Source organism: Natrarchaeobaculum sulfurireducens (assembly GCF_003430825.1).
Lineage (GTDB): Archaea > Halobacteriota > Halobacteria > Halobacteriales > Natrialbaceae > Natrarchaeobaculum > Natrarchaeobaculum sulfurireducens.
In genome coordinates this window covers 1,034,886-1,054,233 of record NZ_CP024047.1, presented here as the reverse complement: position 1 = coordinate 1,054,233, position 19,348 = coordinate 1,034,886, and the positions used below count along the sequence as shown (strand labels likewise).

Genomic DNA, 19,348 nt, shown 5'->3' with positions numbered 1-19,348 from the left:
GAGCACGAGAACCGTTATCCGGGATCGTCTCCTCTGATTCGGTAGCCGAATGGCCCCGACCGCGTATGCCGACGAATCCGTGGAGTCGATTCTCGTCCCGACCGATGGGAGCGACGCAGCCGAGGCTGCCCTCGAGTGTGCGTTCTCGATCGCCGACGCCTCCGAGGCCGTGGTCCACGTTCTCGCCGTCGTCGACGTGACGACCGCGCCGTTCGAGTTCGACGTCGGCCTGGTCGATCGACTCGAGCGGGCCAAAACCGGGCTCGTCGAGGACGTCGTCGACGCCGCCGACGGCCACGACGTCAGCGTCACCGGGGACGTTCGCCGCGGCCGGCCCGCTCGGGTGATCGTCCAGTACGCCGACGACCACGACATCGACCTGATCGTCATCGGCCGAACCGGCCGTGACGGACTCACAGCGCCGATTTTGGGGAGTACAACTCGGCGCGTCACGCGAAGTTCACCGGTCCCCGTTCTCGTGGTACCCACCTCGAGTGACGGCGACTGACCACGCCCGACTCTCGCGGATGGTGCGGCGTTCCCCCCTCGCGGACGGGTGACTTTACTATCGCGCCGGGAGAACGACCGAACCGAGATGTCGAACTCGATTCTCGTTCCCCACGATGGCTCCGCAGACGGACAGGCTGCCCTCGAGTACGCCCTCGAGACGTTTCCCGACGCCCGACTCGTCCTGTTTTACGCGATCGACCCGTTCGAGGTAACGTCCGACGAAGACCGACTGCCGGCGCTGTCGGATGCCTGGCTCGAAGACCAACGAGAGGAGGCGGCCGCGCTCTTCGACGACGCGCTCGAGGACACCGAGACCGGTGCTGTGACGATCGAGACCGAAACCCGGGTCGGATCGCCACCGGAGGCGATCGTCGCGGCGGCGGAAGATCTGGCCGTCGATCAGGTGGTCCTGGGAAGCCGCGGTCGCGGTCAGATTACGGACGCACGGATGGGAAGCACCGCCGAACTGGTCGTCAAACGCGCCGACGTGCCGGTAACGGTTGTCCGATAGCGACGCGAGGTCGACCCAGGCACTCGCTGGCACCGAGAATACACTAACACCTGCACCGAGTTGCACACTGACTGCCGATCCGTCTGGCGAGCAGGTGCACACTGCCGTGCAGTAGCTACTGTAGGCTAACGAGGGCCGACCCACCTCATCGCTCGTCGGCGGCCCTGACGACCGTGACGGGCACCGGTGATCGCTGAACGACCAGTTCGGCGACGCTGCCGAGTAACAGTCTGGTCGGCCCGGTTCGGCCGTGACACCCGATGACGACGTGGTCGACGTCGTTCGATTCCACGTAGTCGACGATTTCGCGGGCAGGGTCGCCGACCTCGCTCGCCGTCTCGAGCGTCCCGTCGGCGTCGGCTGCCCGCTCTCGTGCCTCCTCGAACAGGCGCTCTTCTTCCTCGTGAGCCCGGTCATACCACGCCTCGGAGCCGTGTGGGGGCTCGGTTCGGACGTCGACGTCCGTTGCCGAACTGTAGCCCGGATCGGCCGGATCGATCACGTGAAAAGCGACGACGGTTCCGTCGCCAGCGAGCTCGAGGGCGTGATCCAGCGCTTGCCACGACATCGGCGATCCATCGATCGGAACGAGTAGCGTACTGGCCATCTCACCACAGTACCCTCCAGCGCACCAAAATAGTATGCGTGGCCGATGGGAGATCGGCGGGTTCGGGCGTCTGCCGGTCGACGACCTCGCCTCTGGCTGACGGTATCGACATGCTAATGGAGTCGACCACTCAAAAGGATGTCAACGAATGGTCGTCGAGGGGCTCGGACTGGTGCTGGCCGCAGGGGTGTTTACGGCCCTCGTCTGTGGGCTCGGGACGCTTCCGTTTTTCTTCGTCGACGACGTCGGCGACCGGCTCACCGTCGCCCTCTGGGGGCTCGCAGGCGGGATCATGCTTTTTGCATCCCTCTTCGGGTTCATTTTCGAAGGGCTGGGCGAAGGCTCGATCACACAGGTCGGGTTCGGCCTCGTCGTCGGCGTCGGCCTGGTCGTCCTCGCGGATCGCGTCATCTCAGGCTACGAGTTCGAACCTCGGGAGATGCCCGCCGCTGACTTTCGGAAACTCGTGCTCATCGTCGGTGTCCTCACCGTTCACAGCTTTCCAGAAGGTGTCGCACTCGGCGTCGCGTTCGCCGACCTCGGCGTGGAAGGCGACCTCGTGCTGGCAGGCCTCGCAGTTCCGGCTCTGGCCATCTTCATCACGGTCGCAATCTCCATCCAGAACATCCCCGAAGGCCTCGCCGTCGCGATCCCGCTTCACACCTACGGCATCTCGAACTGGAAGATCTTCGGCTGGGCCGTCTTCTCGAGCATCCCACAGCCGATCGGAGCCGGCATCGCGTACGTCTTCGTCACCTACGCTCGTGAGTTTCTTCCCTTCGGCTTTGGCTTCGCCGCGGGCGCGATGATCTATCTCGTTCTTCACGACATGTTCCCCGAGGCCCTCGATCACGGCTCCGACCTTCCGGGTGGCGGCCGCCGAGAACTCTTCGTCGGCATCGGTCTGGGCGTCGCGATTATGATCCCCGTAATGGTTCTGACAGAGTAGTCAACAGCCCAACGATTATCCACGATGTCGTCGTAGCCTTCCGCCATGCCCCCCTCACGACCGAATATCGTCTTACTGACCTGTCACGACCTGGGTCGGTATCTCGGCTGTTACGGCGCGGACGTCGAGACGCCCCACCTCGACGCCTTCGCCGAGTCCGGTGCCTGCTTCGAGAACCACTTCGTGACGGCCCCGCAGTGTTCGCCCAGCCGTGGGAGCTTCATGACCGGTCGGTATCCCCACGTCAACGGGCTGATGGGCCTCGCCCACGGCGAGTGGGAACTCCACGACGGCGAGCGCATCCTGCCCCACTATCTGGGCGACCTCGGCTACGAGACGCACCTCTTCGGTCTCCAGCACATCACACAGGACACCGACCGGCTCGAGTACGACTACGTCCACTCCGAGGGTAACCTCTACCCCGGCGTCTCGCCGGCAGTCCACCAGGCAAACCGGGCGCGCAACGTCGCCGACGTCGTCTCTGGGTTCCTCGAGCGCGAGGCGTTCGACGATCCGTTCTTCGCGGCGATCGGGTTCTTCGAACTCCACCGTGTCGAAGAAGAACACGGCCGATTCGGCTTCGACAGCGACCATTACGAGACCGACGACCCCGACGAGATCAGGCCCCCGTCGTACCTGCCGGACCGGCGGGGCATTCGCCACGACCTGGCCGAAATGCACGGCATGGTTCACGCCGTCGACGACGCCGTCGGGACGATCCTCGAGGCGCTCGAGGACGGTGGCCTCACCGAGGAGACGCTCGTGATCTTCACCACCGAACACGGCATCGCCTTTCCCCGTGCTAAAGGAAGCTGTTACGACGCCGGCATCGAGGGAGCCTTGTTACTTCGCTATCCCGAACTCGCCGACGACGGCACGCGATACGACCAGCTCATCAGCAACGTCGACGTGTTGCCGACGATCCTCGACCTCGTCGGAGACGAGAGCGACGAGAGCGGTGACGGAGACGACGGGAACGGCGAGAGCGGTGACGGAGACGACGGCAACAACGATGGCACCGGCGAGAACACCCTCGACCGGCCGAACGAGATCGACGGCCGAAGCTTCCTCCCGCTGTTGACCGGCGACGAGTACGACGAACGCGAGTGCGTGTTCGCGGAGATGACCTGGCACGACATGTACAACCCGGTCAGGGCTATTCGCACGGAGCGATACAAGTACGTCCGTAACTTCTGGCACCTCCCGAAGGTGTACCTGACCAAAGACGTCTTCGCGAGCGAGGCCGGCCGGATGATCCGTGAGACCGACGCCGTCCCGCCACGGCCGTACGAAGAGCTGTTCGACCTCCACGAGAGCCCACAGGAAGACGAAAACGTCGCCTTCGAACCCCGATATCAGGACGTCAGAGTCGACCTCTCGAGACGGCTCTACGAGTGGATGGACGAGACCGACGACCCGCTGCTCGACGGCCCCGTCGTCCCCGGCGATTACGGGACGATCACCTCGTGGGCTCACGAAGAGACCGACGGGCGTTCGACCTGAGAGTACTAGACCATCGGCTCATCGCCGACGTCAGGGTTCTGGCGAACGAAGTCGACGAGCCGGTCGGCGTACGATTCGAACGGCGGGACCTCGAGTCCGCTTCCGGCGAGTGCTCGGTTGGTCGCGGGACAGGCGTACCGTGTCGGGTGATCGAGGTAGTCGAGCGTCGCCGGCTCGAGGTCGAGCGCGGTGTGTTCGAGCAGTCCCGTGACTGCCCGTGCGAGCGGCTTTGCCGTCGGGACGGTCACGGTGCGGTGACCGGCGGCGTCGGCGAGAGCGTCGACGAACGCGGAGACGGGAAGCGGCGATGGATCACAAAGCTGGTAGACCTCGCCGATCGTCTCCTCGCTGGCGCTGAGGTGGGCGATCGCGTCGACGACGAAGTCCCGTGGCACGACGTTGAGCTCTGTGTCGCTCGAGTCCGGGAACCGAAACGCCGCCGTAAGCCACGACGGCTGGGCGAGCAACATGTTGAGCAGGTAGTAGGGGCCGTCGAACTTGTCGGTCTCGCCCGTCCGGCTGTCACCGACGACGATCGCTGGCCGGTAGACGGTTGCGGGCATCCCCTCTGCCATCCGTTCGCTGACCGCGACCTCGGCGCGGTACTTCGTCTCCTCGTAGTGGTTGTTGAACGACTGGCCTTCCTGGAGGTGCGCTTCGGTGAACACGCCGTCGTAGCGGCCACTGACGTAACAGGTGCTGACGTAGTGGAGTCGGTCGACGTCGAGCCGTGTGGCGAACTCGAGGACGTGTTCGGTACCGCGGACGTTGACCGCCTCCGCCAGTTCGCGGTCGACGCCGAGGTCGTAGACCGCCGCGAGGTGATACAGTTCCGAGACGCTTTCGAGCCCATTGCGGTCGTCCCCCAGTCCGAGGTCCGGCTCGGTGATGTCGCCCTCGTAGAGGTGGATCGCCGCCTCGGCGTCGACGCCGTCGATTCCGTCGGTGATCTCCCGGGCTCGCTGGCGGGCCACCTCACGGTACTGGGGCTGGACCAGACAGGCGACCGGCCCGTCACCACGGGCGAGCACGCGCTCGAGCAGCGCCGAGCCGAGAAAACCCGGAAAGCCGGTGAGAAAGACGGCTGGCTCGGTCACCGGAACCACCGCTCGAGTCGCCGCTGGACGGTCGTCAACCCCAACATGAATCGGGCGAACAAGCCAGGCGAGACGCCCGGGGGCGCGTCGAAGGGACCGATCCGGGAGGTCGCGACCGTTCGTGACTCGAGGAACCGTCGGATGCCCTCGGGGCCGTGGCGACGGCCCATCCCGGAGTCGCCGAACCCGCCCATCGGGGCGTCGGCAGCGGCCCAGCCGACCGTGTACGGGTCGTTGACACAGACGGTGCCACAGTCGATCTCTCGGGCGACCGCGCGGCCGCGCTCGCGGTCGGTCGTCCAGACGCTTCCGTTCAGCCCGTACTCGGTCTCGTTGGCCCGTTCGATCGCCTCATCGACGTCCGCGACGGGAACGACGGAGACGACGGGGCCGAACGTCTCTTCGCAGACGACCCGCGAGTCGGGGGCAACGTCGCTCAGGATCGTTGGCTCGTAGCAAAACGGGCCGACATCGGGGCGAGCGCGCCCGCCCGTGAGCAGCGACGCGCCGTCGTCGACCGCCCCCTCGACGTGTTCACGGACGCGTTCGAGGTGGTCACCGTCGATCAGCGAGCCGACGTCGGGGCCGTAGTCGAACTCGAGGCCGAGACGGAGGTTGCGGGTCGCGCCGACGAAAGCGTCGAGAAACGCGTCGTACCGACGCTCGTCGACGTAGATCCGTTCGGGTGCCAGACAGAGCTGGCCCGCATTGGTAAAGGCACCCTTGACCGCGCCGCGGGCGGCCGTCTCGAGGTCGGCGTCGTCGAGGACGACCATCGGGTTCTTGCCGCCGAGTTCCAGCGAGCAGCCGATCAGGTTCCGTCCGGCCCCTTCGGCGACGAGTCGGCCCGTCTCCGTGCCGCCGGTGAACGCGACGTAATCGACGCGATCGATCAACGCGGGGCCGACAGTGGAACCCTCGCCGGTGACGATCTGGAAGAGTCCGTCCGGGAGGCCGGCCTCCTCGAAGAGGGCTGCGAGCGCGAGCGCGACGAACGGCGTGCGCTCATCGGGTTTGCAGACGACGGCGTTGCCGGCGAGCAAGGCCGGAATCGCGTCGGTTAGCGCCAGCGTCAGCGGGTAGTTCCACGGCGAGATGACGCCCACCACGCCGACTGGCTCGTATGTGACGGTCGCGTCGGCAGCCAGCGGAACGGCCCCCGAACGGGGCTCGTCGGCACACAGCTCCGGGCCGTTGGTGGCGTAGTACGAACAGGTCAACGGCACGTCGAGGACCTCCTCGAGTGCGTGATGGCGTGCCTTGCCCGTCTCGAGCTGGACGATGTCGAGCAACTGGTCGCGACGCTTGAGGACCCGATCGCCGAGGCGCTCTACGATGGCCGCCCGTTCGTCGGCGGGCGTGGCTGCCCAGGCGGTCTGAGCCGTTCGAGCGCGGTCGACCGCGCTGGCGACGTCTTCGGCGGTACAGGCGGGCACCGACCCGATCTCGTCGTCGGTGATCGGCGTTCGAACGGGTATCGACGAGCGGTCACCGGTCGTCTTGATGCGCCTCGTGAGCACCTCGAGCTGGCCGGGCGAGAGGCACGTTTCACCGACCACTGGAGGGTCCGTCGTCCGTGACATACCGGTCGTTAGCTCCGTGCCCACCTGTATGTTTGCCAACACACAGACGATGACAACGAGTAGGCGTGCGAACCGGCGAAAGCCCGTCTATCTCCGTCACCGCCTCCTGAGTCGGTACCGTTCGAACCCGCGGCTGGTCATTTATCATGCTGGTCGGTGTGGCGTCACCCGTACCGAACGAAAGACCGCCCATCACCACGGTCAGTCATCAGCACCATCCACCAACGATGAACTACAAAGAATTCGTCGGACAGGTACAGCACAGACTCGAGTACGCCGAACTGGGGCCGGCGGTCCGGGCGAGCCGAGCCGTCCTGACGACACTCGGCGAGCGCCTCCACGAGGGCGAGGCGACCGACCTCGCCAGCCCGCTCCCGATGGAGATCGACCGCTATCTCATCGAAGCCGAGCACGGACAGCGGTTCGACTACCAGGAGTTTGTAGACCGCGTCGCCGAGCGCGAGGGCGTCGACCGGTCGGACGCCAACTACCACGCCCAGCAGGTACTCGCGATCGTCGGCGAGGTGGTTCCGCCCGGCAACCTCGAGAAGGCCAAAAATCAGTTGCCCGAAGACTTCGATTCGCTGTTCGAGCACGTTGATCACCTCGAGTCGTGATCGACGCCCTCACGCACGTAGCCGAGACGTCGGCTATCGGCTCACTGAGACGCCTCTCGGCTCGGTGCCAACGGATCAACGGCGCGTCGAAGCAGGTGCCCCGCGGACGAGCGTGACCGTCCGTGGTGACCGGCGTGCGACGCGTTCGGCGGTCGAGCCGGTGAGCAGTCGTGCGGCCAGCGAACGGCCGTGGCTTCCCATTACGATCTGATCGTAGTCGGTCGACTCGGCAGCGTCGACGATGGCGTTTCCAGGCGTCTCGTTGGCTGTCTCGGTCTCGAGTGCGACGTCGTGCTCGTCTGCGACGCTGCGCGCCGTCTCGAAGATCCGCTCGGCACGAGCTTCGCGGTCGTCGACGAGGTCCTCGAGGTAGGTCCCACGGACCTCCGATCGGGGACGGTCGAACGGCAACGACAGGGCGTGAAGTATCGTGTACTCGGCGTCGGGGAACGTCTCGAGGGCGTACTCGAGGGCCGCGGTCGCCTGCTCGGAGCCGTCGAGCGGGACGAGAATCGAGCCGGGGAGGTCGCGGTCGTCGAGCGCCGTCGTCGGCTCGGGGACGACCGTCGTCGAGACCGGTGCTCGGCGGACAACGGCCTCGCTCACGCGCCCGAGAAACGGCTGGCTGATCGGCGACTGCCCGTGGCTCCCGAGGACGACGTGATCGACGTCGGTGTTTGCGAGGGCGAGGATTTCTTTGTGTGGCGTGCCGGTCCGGAGATACGTCTGGAGCGAGCGACCGTGGACCGCCGCGCGGTCGACTGCCCGCTCGAGAATCGTTTCGCCGCGTTCTTCGGCGCGGTCGAGAGCCGATTCGGTCGATCCGGCGGTCGCTTCGTTGTCGGCCGCGGGATCGACGACGAAGACCGCGCTGATCGTCGCCTCAGGAAACGAGGCCAGACTGTACTCGAGGCCGGCGTCGGCGTGGTCGGACCCGTCGAGCGGGACGAGGACGTGCTGTGGCATGATGATCACCAGCGAGCGACGGCTCGCAGTGGCGCTGATTCCACGGCGGCCTGTATAAAAGCACGACCACCGAGCGGCTGTAACGGACGCCCCACGCTGTGCGCTCGTCGGCTGCGTTAGGAATTGTCGGCCTCGAGTGCGGCCGTCGCGCGCTCGGCCGTATCGCGGAGCAACGCGACGTCCTCGGAGAACACCTCGACGGCGACGGTGCCGTCGAACCCGCCCAGATACTCGGTGACGATCCCGTAGTCGATTTCGCCGGCTCCGATGGGGATGTGGGTGTCACCGCGACTCCGGGCGTCGTGGACGTGGACGTGAGTGATGAGATCGCCGTATCGCTTGCAGAAGCGTTCGACGCCGTCGTTACCGTCTTCCATGTAGGCGTGGCCGACGTCGAAACAGACTGCCGTCCCCGTCTCGCGGGCGAGGTCGCCGAGCACCGTCAGCGGGAGGCCGCGCTTCTGGTGGCCGACGTTCTCGACGACGAGTTCGACACCAGCGTCGGCCGCGGCCGCGTCGATCGCCGCCAACTGGTCGGCGAACAGCGGCCGGAGGTCCGTATCGTGGGGATTGCGCGCCGTCCCGTGGAGGACGGCCTTCCGTGCGCCGGCCGCACCGGCCCACTCGAGCAGCCGTCGCTGGTAGTCCAGAATTGCCTCGTTGATCTCCGGAACCGGCGTGACGACGTCCTGTTTGAACGGCAAGTGCACACAGAAGTCGGCGTTCGCATCGGCCAGAATCTCCTCGAGTCGGTCGCCGTCGATCGCCTCGAGGTCGACGCCTTCGGCGAGGGAATACTCCGCCAGGTCGAAGCCGCCGATCGTCCGCTCCATCCGCTCGAGTGAGTCGCCGACGGTGAGGCCAACGTCCATATGACGACATTCTTTGAACACAGTATAATTCGCTGTCGTTCTCGAGGCCCACATCGAGACTGACACTGGTGGCTGGACAGGACGGCCTCGCCAGCACCCTGTGGGTCGGAAGACTCGCCACACAGTCGCTCGTCGTCGATGCCATCATGGTCCTCCAGCACGCAGTAACACACGCTGGAGCGTTGATCACCTGATGCGAACCTCACCCGCTCGACTGTTGATTCTGATCGCGTTCATTCTCGTCTTCGTCGTCGAGCTCAGGACGGTCCTCGCATTCTTCGACGTCGAAATAACCGTCCTGGAGTCGCTCGCCATTGGTCTCCTCGCAATCGGCACTCTGCTCGTGTGGGCACTGCGCCCCGCAGCCGACGAGCCAGAACAGTAGCACAGTCGGAACCGAACGACCATCGACGTCCCTCGCTGAAAGCGTCTTTTCGTACTCGAGATCGCTCGTGCCGCTAGATTGAATATCCCACCGCCGAAACGGTAGCTCATGTTCGAGGACCTCGCACCGCGTCACGCGGCCGCCGTTGGACTGCTGGCTATCGTACCGACGATCATTTACGGACTCGGCGCACCGGGACTCGCCGGATACGTCTCGACACTCAACGTCGTCATCATCTTCGCCGCCATCTACATTGCGATGTCGCCGCTCGAGGAGTCCGGCGGCTCGGGAGACGAGAGCGCAGCCAGTTAAGCGCCGAACGACGCCCCGGCTACGGCGGAGACGGACCAGAGACGCACACGAATCGGACGATGGCTCGAGTGGGGCTTTTTTTATGATCCGCGTGGTGGGACGGTCCATGCAGGGCCTACGCTGGGTGAGCCTTCCGCCGGACGAACGAAACGAGTTTCTCGGCGACGGTGGCATCGGCGTCCTCTCGTTCGGGACCGACACAGACGACCCACCGAGATCGATCCCGATCTCGTATGGGTACGCCGATGAAACCGAACAGTTCTACTTCAGGCTCTCGTTCCCACCTGAGACGTCCAAGGCGGACGTGATAGAGAATCCAGTCTCGTTCGTGGTCTTCGGGAACGAAGACGGCCAGTGGAAAAGCGTCGTCGCCACAGGTCGACTGCAAGAACTCTCGTCGCTCCCGTCTGAGTCAGCCGCCGTCCAGAGAATGTGGGCCGTGAGCATTCCCACAGTCGAAATCTTCGATCAGCCACGCGAGGACATCTCGTTTCACGACTTCCGACTCGAAACCGAATCGATCACTGGCAGACAAGAATCGACCTGAATCGTAACAGACCGTCTCAGTCGTCGGCCTCGAGTTCGGCGACGGCTGCCGCGTCGGCCACGGCGTCGCGTTCGTCGAGCCACTGTTCGGCGTCGAGAGCGGCCATACTGCCGGTACCAGCCGAGGTAATCGCCTGGCGATAATCGGGGTCCATCACGTCGCCGGCACCGAAAACGCCCGCGACGGACGTCTCGGTGGTCATCCCCTCGAGCGTCGCCAGGTGGCCGTCCGAATCGAGGTCGACGGTCGTCCCCTCGAGATACTCGGTGTTCGGAACGTGGCCGACGCCGTAGAAGATGCCGCCGACCTCGACCGCCTGGGAGTCGACGTCCTCGCCCGCTTCGAGCTTCTCCGTCGGTCGGCCGTCAGGGTGTGAGATCAGCGTTGCGCCCGTAACGCCGTCGTCTTGGGAGCCGTGGATCTCGAGCAGTTCGGTGTTCCAGCGGAACGCGATGTCGTCGTGTTCGAGAGCGCGTCGGGCCATAACTTCGGAGGCGCGCAGTTCGTCGCGACGGTGCACGACGGTGACGCTGTCGGCGAACTTCGCGAGGAAGAGCGCCTCTTCCATCGCGCTGTCGCCGCCGCCGATCACGAGGACGTCGTCACCGCGGTGGAACGCCCCGTCACAGGTCGCACACGTCGAGACGCCGTAGCCCATCAACTCGTCTTCGTTCTCCGCGCCGACCCAGCGGGCGCTCGCGCCGCTTGCGACGATTAACGCCCGCGTATGGATCGTCTCGCCGTTTGAGAGCGAAAGCTCGAACGGTCGGTCGTCGAAACTCGCGTCCTCGACGGTGGCGTGGCGGAACGCAGCACCGAACCGCTCGGCCTGCGCTTTACCCCGCTGGATCAGCTCCATGCCGCCGATTCCCTCGGGGAAACCGAGGTAGTTCTCCACCTCGGTCGTCAGCGTGAGCTGGCCACCCGGCTCCGGCCCCTCGAGGACGAGCGGCTCGAGGTCGGCTCGGGCGGCATACACCGCAGCCGAGAGTCCGGCGACGCCGGAGCCGACGATCACCACGTCGTGGACGGGTCCCGTCCGCTCGTCCTCGCTCATTCGGTATAGCCCTCGATCATACTCTGCAGGCGTTCTGCCGGCAAGACGCCGGTGTGCTGTTCGACCTGCTGGCCGTCAGCGAAGAGGACGAGCGTGGGGACGCCACGAACGCCGAACTCGCCGGCGAGCAGCTGGTGGTCGTCGACGTCGACTTTCGCGACGAGGGCGTCGGTCTGTGCCGCCAGCTGGTCGAGGACGGGCGAGAGCATCTTGCAGGGACCACACCAGTCGGCGTAGAAATCGACGAGGACGACGTCGTGGTCGGCTACGAGCTGCTCGAGGTGTGTCTCGCCTTCGACGTGGACGGGTTCGTTGGTCGATTGGTCCGGTGATCCGGAGGGTGCATCGGTTGCCATCAGCCAACCGTAGGGGCCAGCAGCGTTTAAAGGTTTTGTGTGTGTTGTACAATATCGACACAAAAATTGCGGACGAGTCACGCAGTGATCGACGACATCGGCAACGACCCGACGACGACCCGACGGCGACCCGACAACGACTCGACAGCGACTCGACGAGGAATCGACTACCGGCTCACCACGGGCGCTGCCAGGTTCGTACTCGAGAAGCCTCACAACGAGCGAGTCGACTCAATAGACCAGACCTCGAGAGCGACCGCACGTAGCTCCGGACTCGGGTCAACTCGTCGTCTCCCTCGAGAGACGTGCCTGTTGGTGTGTTCCGATCCCCACTGCCGTTAGCTCTGGACGGCCGGAACGTCGTCTTCCATTCGGTCGTACTTGTCCTCGAACTCCTGGATGAGCTGGCCCATTTTCGCGTACCAGTCGTTTAGCATGCGCTGCATATCGCTTGCGATCTGGTCCGGATCGGTCGGGAAGTAGACGTGGTAGTACCCACCCTGGTCGTAGTTGATCTGTTCTTTCTGGATGAATCCGCTCTGGAGCAGTCGCTGGATCGACCGGTAGGCCGTCGAGCGCTCGCGGTCGACGCGTTCGGCGACTTCGTCGATCGTAAGCGGCTCGTCGCTCTCGACCATTACCCGAAAACACTCCTTATCGAGTTGTTTGAGCCCGTGAATACACTCGAGCAGCCCTTCACACTCCATGTCCTGCTGGAGTTGTTCTGCCATCGAATTAGCCATAACTAGCTCGGGATACGAGACCGGACCGTAAAAGGATTGTGTGAATATTGTACAATCTCAATGAGCAGGCGAAACGACAACGCAGGCGGCAATGATCGACTCCATCAGGTGCGCTCGAGCCCAGAGAGCCGGGCCTCGAGCGAGGTTCGGAGACCGCTCGTCGCTCGTCTGTTAGTGCGGTCTGAGAGCCGGTGATCAGGTATCAGCGTACAGGTACAGTGCACAGACGGCGAGGACTGCCTCGGCCGCTTTCGTGATGACTGCCAGTGGGTTCAGGTTGCCCTCCATGTAGAACGCCTCGACGCCCCAGCCCTGGACCGGAAAAAGGGCAAGGATCGTGATGATCGAGTAGGCGGCAGCGACGAGAAACAGCGGTCGACTCCAATAACGAGTCAGGTAGATCGCTGCCCCACCGAGGAATCCGAGGCCGTTGAGGATAAAAAGAATCCCCAGCGTCTGGCTGAACTGGATCGCGTTCGTCGACGCTACCAGGTGCAACACGCCGGTGATGACCGCCATGAGGATGGCAACGTACCCGACCGGGTTGGATGGACGATCGAAAAGCGGTTCTGTACGAGTCGTGGAATTTGCGCCCATATCTATGACGTCACGCAGATCGCCACAAGAACCATCTGGTACTATTCTCGAACGGGCCGGGGAAAAACTGACGGTCGATCGAGTGTCTCCATCAGCGTGGACCGATGAACGCCGGTCAGTCGTGTGGGTGAAAGCGCTTGACGGCCCGGTCGACGGCGTTCGTCTGACCGAGGAAGGTGACCCGGTCGCCGTCCCGGAGCCGGTGGTCACCGGTCGGCACCTCCGTTGTTCCGTCCCGGTGGGTGAGCAGACCGACGATGCAGCCATCTGGGATCTCGGCGTTCACGTCGGCGATACGCTTGCCCACGAGGTCCGACGCCGTCACTTCGATCTCCTGGACGTCGCCAGTCCGGCCGAGTTCGTTCATCCACGCCGACAGCGACGGCCGCTCTAAGACGTTCTCGAGCGACCAGGCGGTGGCCATCGAGAGATCGATGGCGCGGACGCCGAGGGCTTCGAACGCCTCGACGTTCTCGGGCTGGTTGACGCGTGAGGCCACCTTCTCGACGTCGAAGGTGGTCTGTGCGAGCTGACAGACCAGCAGGTTCACGTCGTCGTCCGGCGTCGTCGCGATCACCGTCTTCGCCTCGCCGATACCGGCGCGTTCGAGGATGTCGGCGTCGGTGCCGTCGCCCTTGATCGTCCGGAGTCCGCGCTTGCGAACGGTTTCGACCGCGTTCGGGTCGGGATCGACGAGCAGTACGTTCTCTCCGTCCTGTTCGAGCCGTTCTGCGAGGGAGAGGCCGACCCGTCCCCCGCCAACGATGATGGTGCGCATTGGTGAAACCTCGAGTACGTTCGCGATCTGTCGTGCGAGGCCGGCCTGGAGGACGACCGTCGCAAAGATGATCAAAAAGACGGTGCCAGCGAGCAACTGGGCTTCCTGTGGCCGCCCGAGCGCCTGGAGTTCGACCGCGAACAGCGTGGCGACGCTCGCTGGGATGATCCCCCGTGGACCGACCGCCGAGAGGAAGAGCCGCTCGTTGGTGGTGAACCGTTCGTTCGTCGTCGCGAGGTAGATCACGGCTGGCCGGATCACCATCGTGATCGCGACGACGAGGGCAAGCCCGGCCACGCCGAGTCTGACGATGTCTCCGAAGTCGATCAGCGCCGCCAGCGCGACGAAAACGAACGAGAGGACGACCACCGAGAGGTCGTCGAGAAAGTCGACGACCGCCTCACGATGGGGCAACTCGACGTTGCCGAGTGCGAACCCGGCCATCGCAGCCGCGGCGATGCCCGTCTCACTGGCGACGAACTCGGCACCGCCGTAGGCGACGACGATTCCCGCGAGGACGATCAACCGCGCGTGCAGTGGTGCCGCACACGGCATCTCGTTCCCGCGGCTGAGCGCCAGCCAGACGATCGCCGCAACGAGTGCGCCGATGCCGAGTCCGACGGCTAACCGGATGACGAAGTCGCCAGCGAGAGCGCCGAGTCCACCGTCGCCGGCGATGAACACCTCGAAAACGACGACCACGAGGATCGCCGCCGTCACGTCGTTGATCACTCCTTCACCCTCGAGGACGGCGGCCACGTGATCGCGGACGGTGACGACCTGCAGGATGGGGCCGACCACCGTCGGTCCGGTGGCGATCAATAGCGCACCGACTAACAGCCCCACCTCGAGACTCGTCTCGAGGAAGAAGACGACCGCAGCGGCCGTCCCCAGCCACGTGATCAGCGCACCGACGGTGGTGAGCCTGGTAAGTGCTGTTGGGCTCTCCCGGAGTTTCTCGATGCGGAGGTGGTAGCCGCCTTCGAAGAGGATGATGGCGACGCTGACGCCGACCATCGCGGAGAGGCCGTCGCCGAAGGTCGCTTCGGAGACGAGCCCGACTCCTTCGGGCCCGATAGCGATCCCGGCGAAGATCAGAAACAGCACGCTCGGGATCCGGAGTCGATCCGCGAGCACGCGGGAGGCGACGCCGAGTGCGAGGATAACGGCGACGACGACGATCAGCATCACGCTCGGTGGCGACGGGGACCGTCGATCGCGCCGACGGTCGTTTCAGTACGATACTGGGGACATCCCGACGGCATCAGTCGTCACCGTCGAGGGTCGCCTGTGCGTTTGGTCCCGTCGTTCCGACCTGCTGGGCGACCTGATAGAGGATTATCGACGCGACGAAGAACGACGAGCCGACGAGCAAGACGACGCTCAGCATGTCGAGTGCGCCCGTTCCGAGCCAGTTCGCGAGTTCGCTCAACCCGATCCCGGCGCTGGCCAGTAGCATCATGATACCGAAGTAGACGATGACGTCGTCTTCTTCGACGATCGTCGTCGCCGCCGAGCCGATTCGCGCGCCCAGCGCGCTCCCGACGAGCAACAGCGAAACGACGACGAGGTCGACGCTGCCCGACGCCCCGTAGGTGAACGTGCCGAACGCGCCGGAGAACAGCCCGGCGAACAGGCTGGTTCCGACGGCGGCGGTCAGCGGCGTCCCGATCAGATAGTAGATCGCGGGCATTCGCATGAAGCCGCCGCCGACGCCGATGAGCCCGGAGACCAGGCCGACGACTCCGCCGGCCCCCGAAATCGTCCAGAACGAGGCTCGTCCACCGGAGGTGAGGGTGACCATCGGGGGAACGGTGTACGACTGGATCTTCTGACCGATCGCCGGAATCTCCTCATCGCTCACCTCGTCCGCTTCGTCATCGGAAACGTCGTCGAGGTTGGATGCACGTCGCAAGAACAGCAACCCGATCCCTGCTAACAGAACGACGTAGGCAACGCCCGTAACGAGTTCGGCGATTCCCAGCGCCTCGAGGGCGAAGACGAGTCGGCTCCCGAGTTCGATGCCGATCGAGAGCACCACGAACAGGATCGCCCCGAGCCTGTAATCGACTTGCCCGACGTCGTAGTGTTTCATCACGGCGATGACCGACGTACCGAAATAAAACGCGAGTCCGCTGCCGATCGCGACAGGCGCGGGGTACCCGAGGATCAACAGAGTGGGCGTGATCAGGAACGACCCGCCCATCCCGAAAAAGCCGAACAGGACCCCGACCATGAAGCCGAAGCTCACGAACAACAACAGCAACGGCAGGCTGAGTCCAAGTACGTCCATCTATGCGCTTGCGAGTCGCTGGATCAGCGGCGTAAATACTCGCTCGAGGACGCCGTATCCCACGTAGAGGGCGACCGCCTGGAGGAGGATGGCGGCGACGACGAGCGTTGCCTGGACGGGACCCGAGAGTGCGGCGAACTCGATCACGAGTATCGACCACCGGTTCGGTTCAGTTGTGTGCGGGTCATGGATTCTTACTCACTACTCTCTACCCGGAGAGGCCGTATAACGCTTTTGGGACTGAAGCACAATATTACTGCAGAGTATCCCACGAATATCCAACGAGAATATTTACATACGTTATTGGAATATATCTTCCTTAGATCGACAGCAGCGTGAAAGCAGCGCGCCACGGTGGTCAGTCAATGGGCGGCACTGTCATCACAACCGACTGATTGTCGTACTGACTGTCTATCAGTCGTCGGATACCGGTTGCAACCCGCTCACCCGACCGGTCCGAAAGCACCCTGTATTGGGCACCCCAAACAATATTATACTGTCGACCCCTACGAGCGGTATGAAAGCGGTCTGTGCGACCGACCTGTCGGCAGCGAGCGAGGCGACGATCCAGAGTGAAACCTGTCTCGAGTGTATCGGCCGGATCGGCGTCGACGAACTTCACCTCGTCACCGTGGTCCCCTCGAACGTCCACGCCGGGATGCCGGGTATCGACTTCGAAAAACGCCGTCGACGGGCCCTCGAGCGGTACAGTCGCGTCGTCGAGGACGCCGGCTTCGAGGTCGAAACTCACGTCGTCCGCGGGACACCACACCGACGCATTCGAGGGATCGCCGAGACGATCGGTGCACAACTCACCATCGTCGGTTCACGGGGCCAGAGCCCGCTCGAGAACCGCGTCATCGGCTCGACCGCGCGCAACCTCGCGCGCACGACGGTGACGCCTCTGCTGGTCAACCGGATCGAACGGGAGGCCGACGATCCTGACATCCTCCGGGAGCACCTCTTCAGGCGAATGCTGTACGCGACGGACTTCTCGACGAACGCCGAGACGGCCTTCGAGACGTTCTCGTACTTACGTCATGCGACCCAGGAGGCGACGCTCGTTCACGTCGAGACGCCGAAAGACCCCGGTCTCGAGGAGTCGAACTCCGACTCGCAACTGGCGGAACTGGCGGATCAACTCGAGAACTGGGGGATCGAGACCCGAACCGATGTCAGGCGAGGCGACCCCGCCGACGAGATCCTCGCGGCGGAAGCCGAGTTCGTCCCGACGACGATCCTCGTGGGGTCGCGTGGACACAGTCGACTCCGCCGACTGCTGCTTGGCAGCGTCTCCGAAGACATCGTCGCCCGTGCGAACGGGAACGTGTTGCTCGTGCCACCGGCTCGAGACGTCTAAACGAATAGCAGCGCGAGTTCCCCGCCCTTCCGAAAACCGTAGGTTTTCGGCTTTCGCAAATCTCCGATTTGCGTCAACACCGCGGGCGGGGGTGAAGCGCGTCACTCCGGCGCGTGTTCCGTCTCTTCGATATATCGTTCAACCACTTCCTCCGATCGACTTACCGAGAGCCGAGACGTAACACGTCAGTACCTGCCCGACACGGAACCGTTTCACGGACAACATCGTCTTGGTCCGAGAGACTGCCGGCAGAGTTACACACTCAGCAGGTCCCGCGGCTACCATGGACGACTCGAGCAAGATCCTGGATGCTGTGGTGTACTCTCGCCGAACGATGCTGAAAGCTGCGAGTGTCACTGGAGTAGCGCTAGTTGCGGGCTGTGCAGATGATGCCGAAGAACCGGACGATGAAGAACCAGATGATGAAGAACCGGACGACGAAGAAGTAGACGCCGAGGAGTGGGAAGACGTCGACGAGTTTTATTTCGAGGGCCGAACCGAAGCCTGGATCGGCATCGAACCGGAGCTCATCGCGGACGAAGAGAACCCCACGATCACGCTCATCGAAGGGCAAGAGTACGACTTCCGCTGGGTGAACGGCGACGGCGTCACGCACAACCTCGAGATCAGAGACGGAGACGACGAGATCATCGACGACTACCAGAGCGACGACGTCTCGGAGGAGGGCGAGGAGACGACGCTCGAGGGTGTCGTCGCCAGCGAGGACATGGAGGTCTACATCTGTGTCTACCACGAGGCGACGCAGGTTGGGGACATCGAGATCCAGAGCGACTGACTCCTATTCGATATTGTACCCAAAGCACACAACTGTTTTACCGGTGGAGTGCGTACCGACGTTCGATGAGTGACTCGATAGACGAGGAGCGACAGCGGATTCGCGAGCAAAAGAAGCGGGAGCTTCAACAGCGCCTCGAGAACGGCGACGTGCCGGGAGAAGGGAGTGCGGAGGCATCGGCCGAGGCACCGAGCGAGCCGATCGAAATCGAGGGCGCCGGCCACCTCGAGTCGGTCGTCGACTCCTACCCGATCGTCCTCGTCGACTGTTACGCCGACTGGTGTGGCCCTTGCCAGATGCTCGAGCCGACGATCGACGCTCTCGCCGCAGAGACCGACGCTGCCGTCGCGAAAGTCGACGTCGACGCGAACCAACCGCTGGCACAGCAACTCGGTGCACGTGGCGTCCCGACGCTCGTGTTGTACGCCGACGGTGAACCGGTCGAGCGAACCTCCGGCGTACAGCCCCGCGAGGCGCTCAAGCAGTGGATCACTTCGTATAAGTAGCGACGCGATCGCCGACCGGTAGTCGGCGGACGCGTTCCGACGGTGGATGAACCACCGTCACTCACAGGCTGCGACCAGCGCGAGCATCAGTTTCCGTTCGACCGTTGTCAGCCGCTGTGAGACGGCTGATTCCGATATATCGAGCCGGTCAGCCAGGTCGGTGAGACGGGCTTCGCGCGGATTCTCGTAGTAGCCTTCCTCGACGGCCATCCGCGCCGCCTCGAGCTGTTTTTGCGTCAGCGATCCGATGTCCAGCGAACAGGGGGTGATCCCGTCGCGGGAGACACAATCGATCGAGAACGAGACGTCCTCGCCGTCGGCGTCGGCCAGACAGTGTAACAGCTCCTGTCCGGTCTCGGGGTTCGCCCACGAGAGCGTCATCCGGTACTGGGCGTTGGTCATA

Annotated in this window: 25 protein-coding genes; 12 read left to right on the top strand and 13 right to left on the bottom strand. The window is 64.1% G+C overall.

Annotated elements, in window-relative coordinates:
* Positions 1-49: 49 nt before the first annotated feature.
* Both AArc1_RS06420 and AArc1_RS06415 read left to right on the top strand, forming a co-directional pair.
* The gene (locus AArc1_RS06420; protein WP_117363593.1) at positions 50-508 is read left to right on the top strand and encodes a universal stress protein; all 459 of its coding nucleotides are present in this window, start codon (positions 50-52) and stop codon (positions 506-508) included.
* A gap of 87 nt (positions 509-595) precedes the next feature.
* Positions 596-1,021, top strand: coding sequence for a universal stress protein (locus AArc1_RS06415; RefSeq protein WP_117363592.1), 426 nt, complete (start codon positions 596-598; stop codon positions 1,019-1,021).
* Positions 1,022-1,166: 145 nt separating this feature from the next.
* Here AArc1_RS06415 and AArc1_RS06410 read toward each other — a convergent pair whose 3' ends face one another.
* Positions 1,167-1,628 (bottom strand): universal stress protein, encoded by a 462-nt coding sequence (locus tag AArc1_RS06410; RefSeq protein WP_117363591.1) that lies wholly within the window; start codon positions 1,626-1,628, stop codon positions 1,167-1,169.
* A gap of 148 nt (positions 1,629-1,776) precedes the next feature.
* Here AArc1_RS06410 and AArc1_RS06405 point away from each other — a divergent pair, with 148 nt between their 5' ends.
* Positions 1,777-2,577, top strand: coding sequence for a ZIP family metal transporter (locus tag AArc1_RS06405; RefSeq protein ID WP_117363590.1), 801 nt, complete (start codon positions 1,777-1,779; stop codon positions 2,575-2,577).
* 45 nt (positions 2,578-2,622) lie between these two features.
* Positions 2,623-4,080, top strand: coding sequence for a sulfatase family protein (locus tag AArc1_RS06400; protein ID WP_117363589.1), 1,458 nt, complete (start codon positions 2,623-2,625; stop codon positions 4,078-4,080).
* Positions 4,081-4,085: 5 nt separating this feature from the next.
* Here AArc1_RS06400 and AArc1_RS06395 read toward each other — a convergent pair whose 3' ends face one another.
* Together AArc1_RS06395 and AArc1_RS06390 are read right to left on the bottom strand one after the other, a co-directional pair.
* The gene (locus tag AArc1_RS06395; protein ID WP_117363588.1) at positions 4,086-5,186 is read right to left on the bottom strand and encodes an SDR family oxidoreductase; all 1,101 of its coding nucleotides are present in this window, start codon (positions 5,184-5,186) and stop codon (positions 4,086-4,088) included.
* Positions 5,174-6,760 (bottom strand): succinic semialdehyde dehydrogenase, encoded by a 1,587-nt coding sequence (locus tag AArc1_RS06390; protein WP_117363587.1) that lies wholly within the window; start codon positions 6,758-6,760, stop codon positions 5,174-5,176. Before AArc1_RS06390 ends, AArc1_RS06395 begins: the two co-directional genes overlap by 13 nt.
* A 227-nt stretch (positions 6,761-6,987) precedes the next feature.
* Between AArc1_RS06390 and AArc1_RS06385 the strand changes: the two genes are divergently transcribed.
* Positions 6,988-7,377, top strand: coding sequence for a DUF2267 domain-containing protein (locus AArc1_RS06385; protein WP_117363586.1), 390 nt, complete (start codon positions 6,988-6,990; stop codon positions 7,375-7,377).
* A 75-nt stretch (positions 7,378-7,452) separates the two neighbouring features.
* Here AArc1_RS06385 and AArc1_RS06380 read toward each other — a convergent pair whose 3' ends face one another.
* Positions 7,453-8,343 (bottom strand): universal stress protein, encoded by an 891-nt coding sequence (locus AArc1_RS06380; RefSeq protein WP_117365798.1) that lies wholly within the window; start codon positions 8,341-8,343, stop codon positions 7,453-7,455.
* Between the two features lie 116 nt (positions 8,344-8,459).
* Entirely contained in the window at positions 8,460-9,215 is a 756-nt protein-coding gene (locus AArc1_RS06375) for a sugar phosphate isomerase/epimerase family protein (protein ID WP_117363585.1), read from the bottom strand.
* A gap of 68 nt (positions 9,216-9,283) precedes the next feature.
* Here AArc1_RS06375 and AArc1_RS19480 point away from each other — a divergent pair, with 68 nt between their 5' ends.
* The 4 genes from AArc1_RS19480 to AArc1_RS06360 all read left to right on the top strand — a co-directional run bounded on the left by AArc1_RS19480 (position 9,284) and on the right by AArc1_RS06360 (position 10,459).
* The gene (locus AArc1_RS19480; RefSeq protein WP_267130093.1) at positions 9,284-9,409 is read left to right on the top strand and encodes a hypothetical protein; all 126 of its coding nucleotides are present in this window, start codon (positions 9,284-9,286) and stop codon (positions 9,407-9,409) included.
* Positions 9,409-9,600 (top strand): CbaC protein, encoded by a 192-nt coding sequence (locus AArc1_RS06370; RefSeq protein WP_117363584.1) that lies wholly within the window; start codon positions 9,409-9,411, stop codon positions 9,598-9,600. The genes AArc1_RS19480 and AArc1_RS06370 overlap by 1 nt, the downstream gene beginning before the upstream one ends.
* 108 nt (positions 9,601-9,708) lie before the next feature.
* Positions 9,709-9,912: a cytochrome-ba3 oxidase subunit gene (locus tag AArc1_RS06365; RefSeq protein ID WP_117363583.1), complete on the top strand. Its 204-nt coding sequence runs from the start codon at positions 9,709-9,711 to the stop codon at positions 9,910-9,912.
* Positions 9,913-10,018: 106 nt separating this feature from the next.
* Complete coding sequence (locus AArc1_RS06360) at positions 10,019-10,459, top strand: pyridoxamine 5'-phosphate oxidase family protein (protein ID WP_117363582.1); 441 nt, start codon at positions 10,019-10,021, stop codon at positions 10,457-10,459.
* A 16-nt stretch (positions 10,460-10,475) separates the two neighbouring features.
* Here the strand turns inward: AArc1_RS06360 and AArc1_RS06355 are convergent, their stop codons facing one another.
* The 7 genes from AArc1_RS06355 to AArc1_RS18950 all read right to left on the bottom strand — a co-directional run bounded on the left by AArc1_RS06355 (position 10,476) and on the right by AArc1_RS18950 (position 16,430).
* Positions 10,476-11,516 carry an NAD(P)/FAD-dependent oxidoreductase gene (locus AArc1_RS06355; protein WP_117363581.1) on the bottom strand — a complete coding sequence of 347 codons (1,041 nt, stop codon included), beginning with the start codon at positions 11,514-11,516 and terminating at the stop codon, positions 10,476-10,478.
* Entirely contained in the window at positions 11,513-11,872 is a 360-nt protein-coding gene (trxA, locus tag AArc1_RS06350; RefSeq protein ID WP_117363580.1) for a thioredoxin, read from the bottom strand. Before trxA ends, AArc1_RS06355 begins: the two co-directional genes overlap by 4 nt.
* Before the next feature lie 338 nt (positions 11,873-12,210).
* Positions 12,211-12,615 (bottom strand): helix-turn-helix domain-containing protein, encoded by a 405-nt coding sequence (locus tag AArc1_RS06340; protein WP_117363578.1) that lies wholly within the window; start codon positions 12,613-12,615, stop codon positions 12,211-12,213.
* Positions 12,616-12,810: 195 nt separating this feature from the next.
* The gene (locus AArc1_RS06335; protein WP_117363577.1) at positions 12,811-13,212 is read right to left on the bottom strand and encodes a DUF7475 family protein; all 402 of its coding nucleotides are present in this window, start codon (positions 13,210-13,212) and stop codon (positions 12,811-12,813) included.
* 115 nt (positions 13,213-13,327) lie between these two features.
* The gene (locus tag AArc1_RS06330; RefSeq protein WP_117363576.1) at positions 13,328-15,178 is read right to left on the bottom strand and encodes a cation:proton antiporter domain-containing protein; all 1,851 of its coding nucleotides are present in this window, start codon (positions 15,176-15,178) and stop codon (positions 13,328-13,330) included.
* 76 nt (positions 15,179-15,254) lie between these two features.
* On the bottom strand, positions 15,255-16,283 hold the full coding sequence (locus AArc1_RS06325; protein WP_117363575.1) for a sulfite exporter TauE/SafE family protein: 1,029 nt from the start codon (positions 16,281-16,283) through the stop codon (positions 15,255-15,257).
* On the bottom strand, positions 16,284-16,430 hold the full coding sequence (locus AArc1_RS18950) for a DUF7512 family protein (RefSeq protein WP_186336656.1): 147 nt from the start codon (positions 16,428-16,430) through the stop codon (positions 16,284-16,286).
* Positions 16,431-16,800: 370 nt separating this feature from the next.
* On the opposite strand from AArc1_RS18950, the gene AArc1_RS06320 reads away from it, so the two are divergent.
* From AArc1_RS06320 to AArc1_RS06310, 3 genes are all read left to right on the top strand, one after another.
* Positions 16,801-17,643: a universal stress protein gene (locus AArc1_RS06320; protein WP_117363574.1), complete on the top strand. Its 843-nt coding sequence runs from the start codon at positions 16,801-16,803 to the stop codon at positions 17,641-17,643.
* Positions 17,644-17,926: 283 nt separating this feature from the next.
* Positions 17,927-18,439, top strand: coding sequence for a PKD domain-containing protein (locus AArc1_RS06315; RefSeq protein WP_117363573.1), 513 nt, complete (start codon positions 17,927-17,929; stop codon positions 18,437-18,439).
* Positions 18,440-18,504: 65 nt separating this feature from the next.
* Entirely contained in the window at positions 18,505-18,945 is a 441-nt protein-coding gene (locus AArc1_RS06310) for a thioredoxin family protein (RefSeq protein WP_117363572.1), read from the top strand.
* A gap of 57 nt (positions 18,946-19,002) precedes the next feature.
* Here AArc1_RS06310 and AArc1_RS19600 read toward each other — a convergent pair whose 3' ends face one another.
* The gene (locus tag AArc1_RS19600; RefSeq protein ID WP_117363571.1) at positions 19,003-19,347 is read right to left on the bottom strand and encodes a helix-turn-helix domain-containing protein; all 345 of its coding nucleotides are present in this window, start codon (positions 19,345-19,347) and stop codon (positions 19,003-19,005) included.
* Position 19,348: the final 1 nt, after the last annotated feature.

What these genes read in the sequence shown, in the direction of transcription:
- AArc1_RS06420 (WP_117363593.1), top strand. Translation starts at nt 50, where the DNA reads ATGGCCCCGACCGCGTATGCCGACGAATCCGTGGAGTCGATTCTCGTC.
- AArc1_RS06415 (WP_117363592.1), top strand. Translation starts at nt 596, where the DNA reads ATGTCGAACTCGATTCTCGTTCCCCACGATGGCTCCGCAGACGGACAG.
- AArc1_RS06410 (WP_117363591.1), bottom strand. Translation starts at nt 1,628, where the DNA reads ATGGCCAGTACGCTACTCGTTCCGATCGATGGATCGCCGATGTCGTGG.
- AArc1_RS06405 (WP_117363590.1), top strand. Translation starts at nt 1,777, where the DNA reads ATGGTCGTCGAGGGGCTCGGACTGGTGCTGGCCGCAGGGGTGTTTACG.
- AArc1_RS06400 (WP_117363589.1), top strand. Translation starts at nt 2,623, where the DNA reads ATGCCCCCCTCACGACCGAATATCGTCTTACTGACCTGTCACGACCTG.
- AArc1_RS06390 (WP_117363587.1), bottom strand. Translation starts at nt 6,760, where the DNA reads ATGTCACGGACGACGGACCCTCCAGTGGTCGGTGAAACGTGCCTCTCG.
- AArc1_RS06385 (WP_117363586.1), top strand. Translation starts at nt 6,988, where the DNA reads ATGAACTACAAAGAATTCGTCGGACAGGTACAGCACAGACTCGAGTAC.
- AArc1_RS06380 (WP_117365798.1), bottom strand. Translation starts at nt 8,343, where the DNA reads ATGCCACAGCACGTCCTCGTCCCGCTCGACGGGTCCGACCACGCCGAC.
- AArc1_RS06375 (WP_117363585.1), bottom strand. Translation starts at nt 9,215, where the DNA reads ATGGACGTTGGCCTCACCGTCGGCGACTCACTCGAGCGGATGGAGCGG.
- AArc1_RS06370 (WP_117363584.1), top strand. Translation starts at nt 9,409, where the DNA reads ATGCGAACCTCACCCGCTCGACTGTTGATTCTGATCGCGTTCATTCTC.
- AArc1_RS06365 (WP_117363583.1), top strand. Translation starts at nt 9,709, where the DNA reads ATGTTCGAGGACCTCGCACCGCGTCACGCGGCCGCCGTTGGACTGCTG.
- AArc1_RS06360 (WP_117363582.1), top strand. Translation starts at nt 10,019, where the DNA reads ATGCAGGGCCTACGCTGGGTGAGCCTTCCGCCGGACGAACGAAACGAG.
- AArc1_RS06355 (WP_117363581.1), bottom strand. Translation starts at nt 11,516, where the DNA reads ATGAGCGAGGACGAGCGGACGGGACCCGTCCACGACGTGGTGATCGTC.
- trxA (WP_117363580.1), bottom strand. Translation starts at nt 11,872, where the DNA reads ATGGCAACCGATGCACCCTCCGGATCACCGGACCAATCGACCAACGAA.
- AArc1_RS06340 (WP_117363578.1), bottom strand. Translation starts at nt 12,615, where the DNA reads ATGGCTAATTCGATGGCAGAACAACTCCAGCAGGACATGGAGTGTGAA.
- AArc1_RS06335 (WP_117363577.1), bottom strand. Translation starts at nt 13,212, where the DNA reads ATGGGCGCAAATTCCACGACTCGTACAGAACCGCTTTTCGATCGTCCA.
- AArc1_RS06330 (WP_117363576.1), bottom strand. Translation starts at nt 15,178, where the DNA reads ATGCTGATCGTCGTCGTCGCCGTTATCCTCGCACTCGGCGTCGCCTCC.
- AArc1_RS06325 (WP_117363575.1), bottom strand. Translation starts at nt 16,283, where the DNA reads ATGGACGTACTTGGACTCAGCCTGCCGTTGCTGTTGTTGTTCGTGAGC.
- AArc1_RS06320 (WP_117363574.1), top strand. Translation starts at nt 16,801, where the DNA reads ATGAAAGCGGTCTGTGCGACCGACCTGTCGGCAGCGAGCGAGGCGACG.
- AArc1_RS06315 (WP_117363573.1), top strand. Translation starts at nt 17,927, where the DNA reads ATGGACGACTCGAGCAAGATCCTGGATGCTGTGGTGTACTCTCGCCGA.
- AArc1_RS06310 (WP_117363572.1), top strand. Translation starts at nt 18,505, where the DNA reads ATGAGTGACTCGATAGACGAGGAGCGACAGCGGATTCGCGAGCAAAAG.
- AArc1_RS19600 (WP_117363571.1), bottom strand. Translation starts at nt 19,347, where the DNA reads ATGACCAACGCCCAGTACCGGATGACGCTCTCGTGGGCGAACCCCGAG.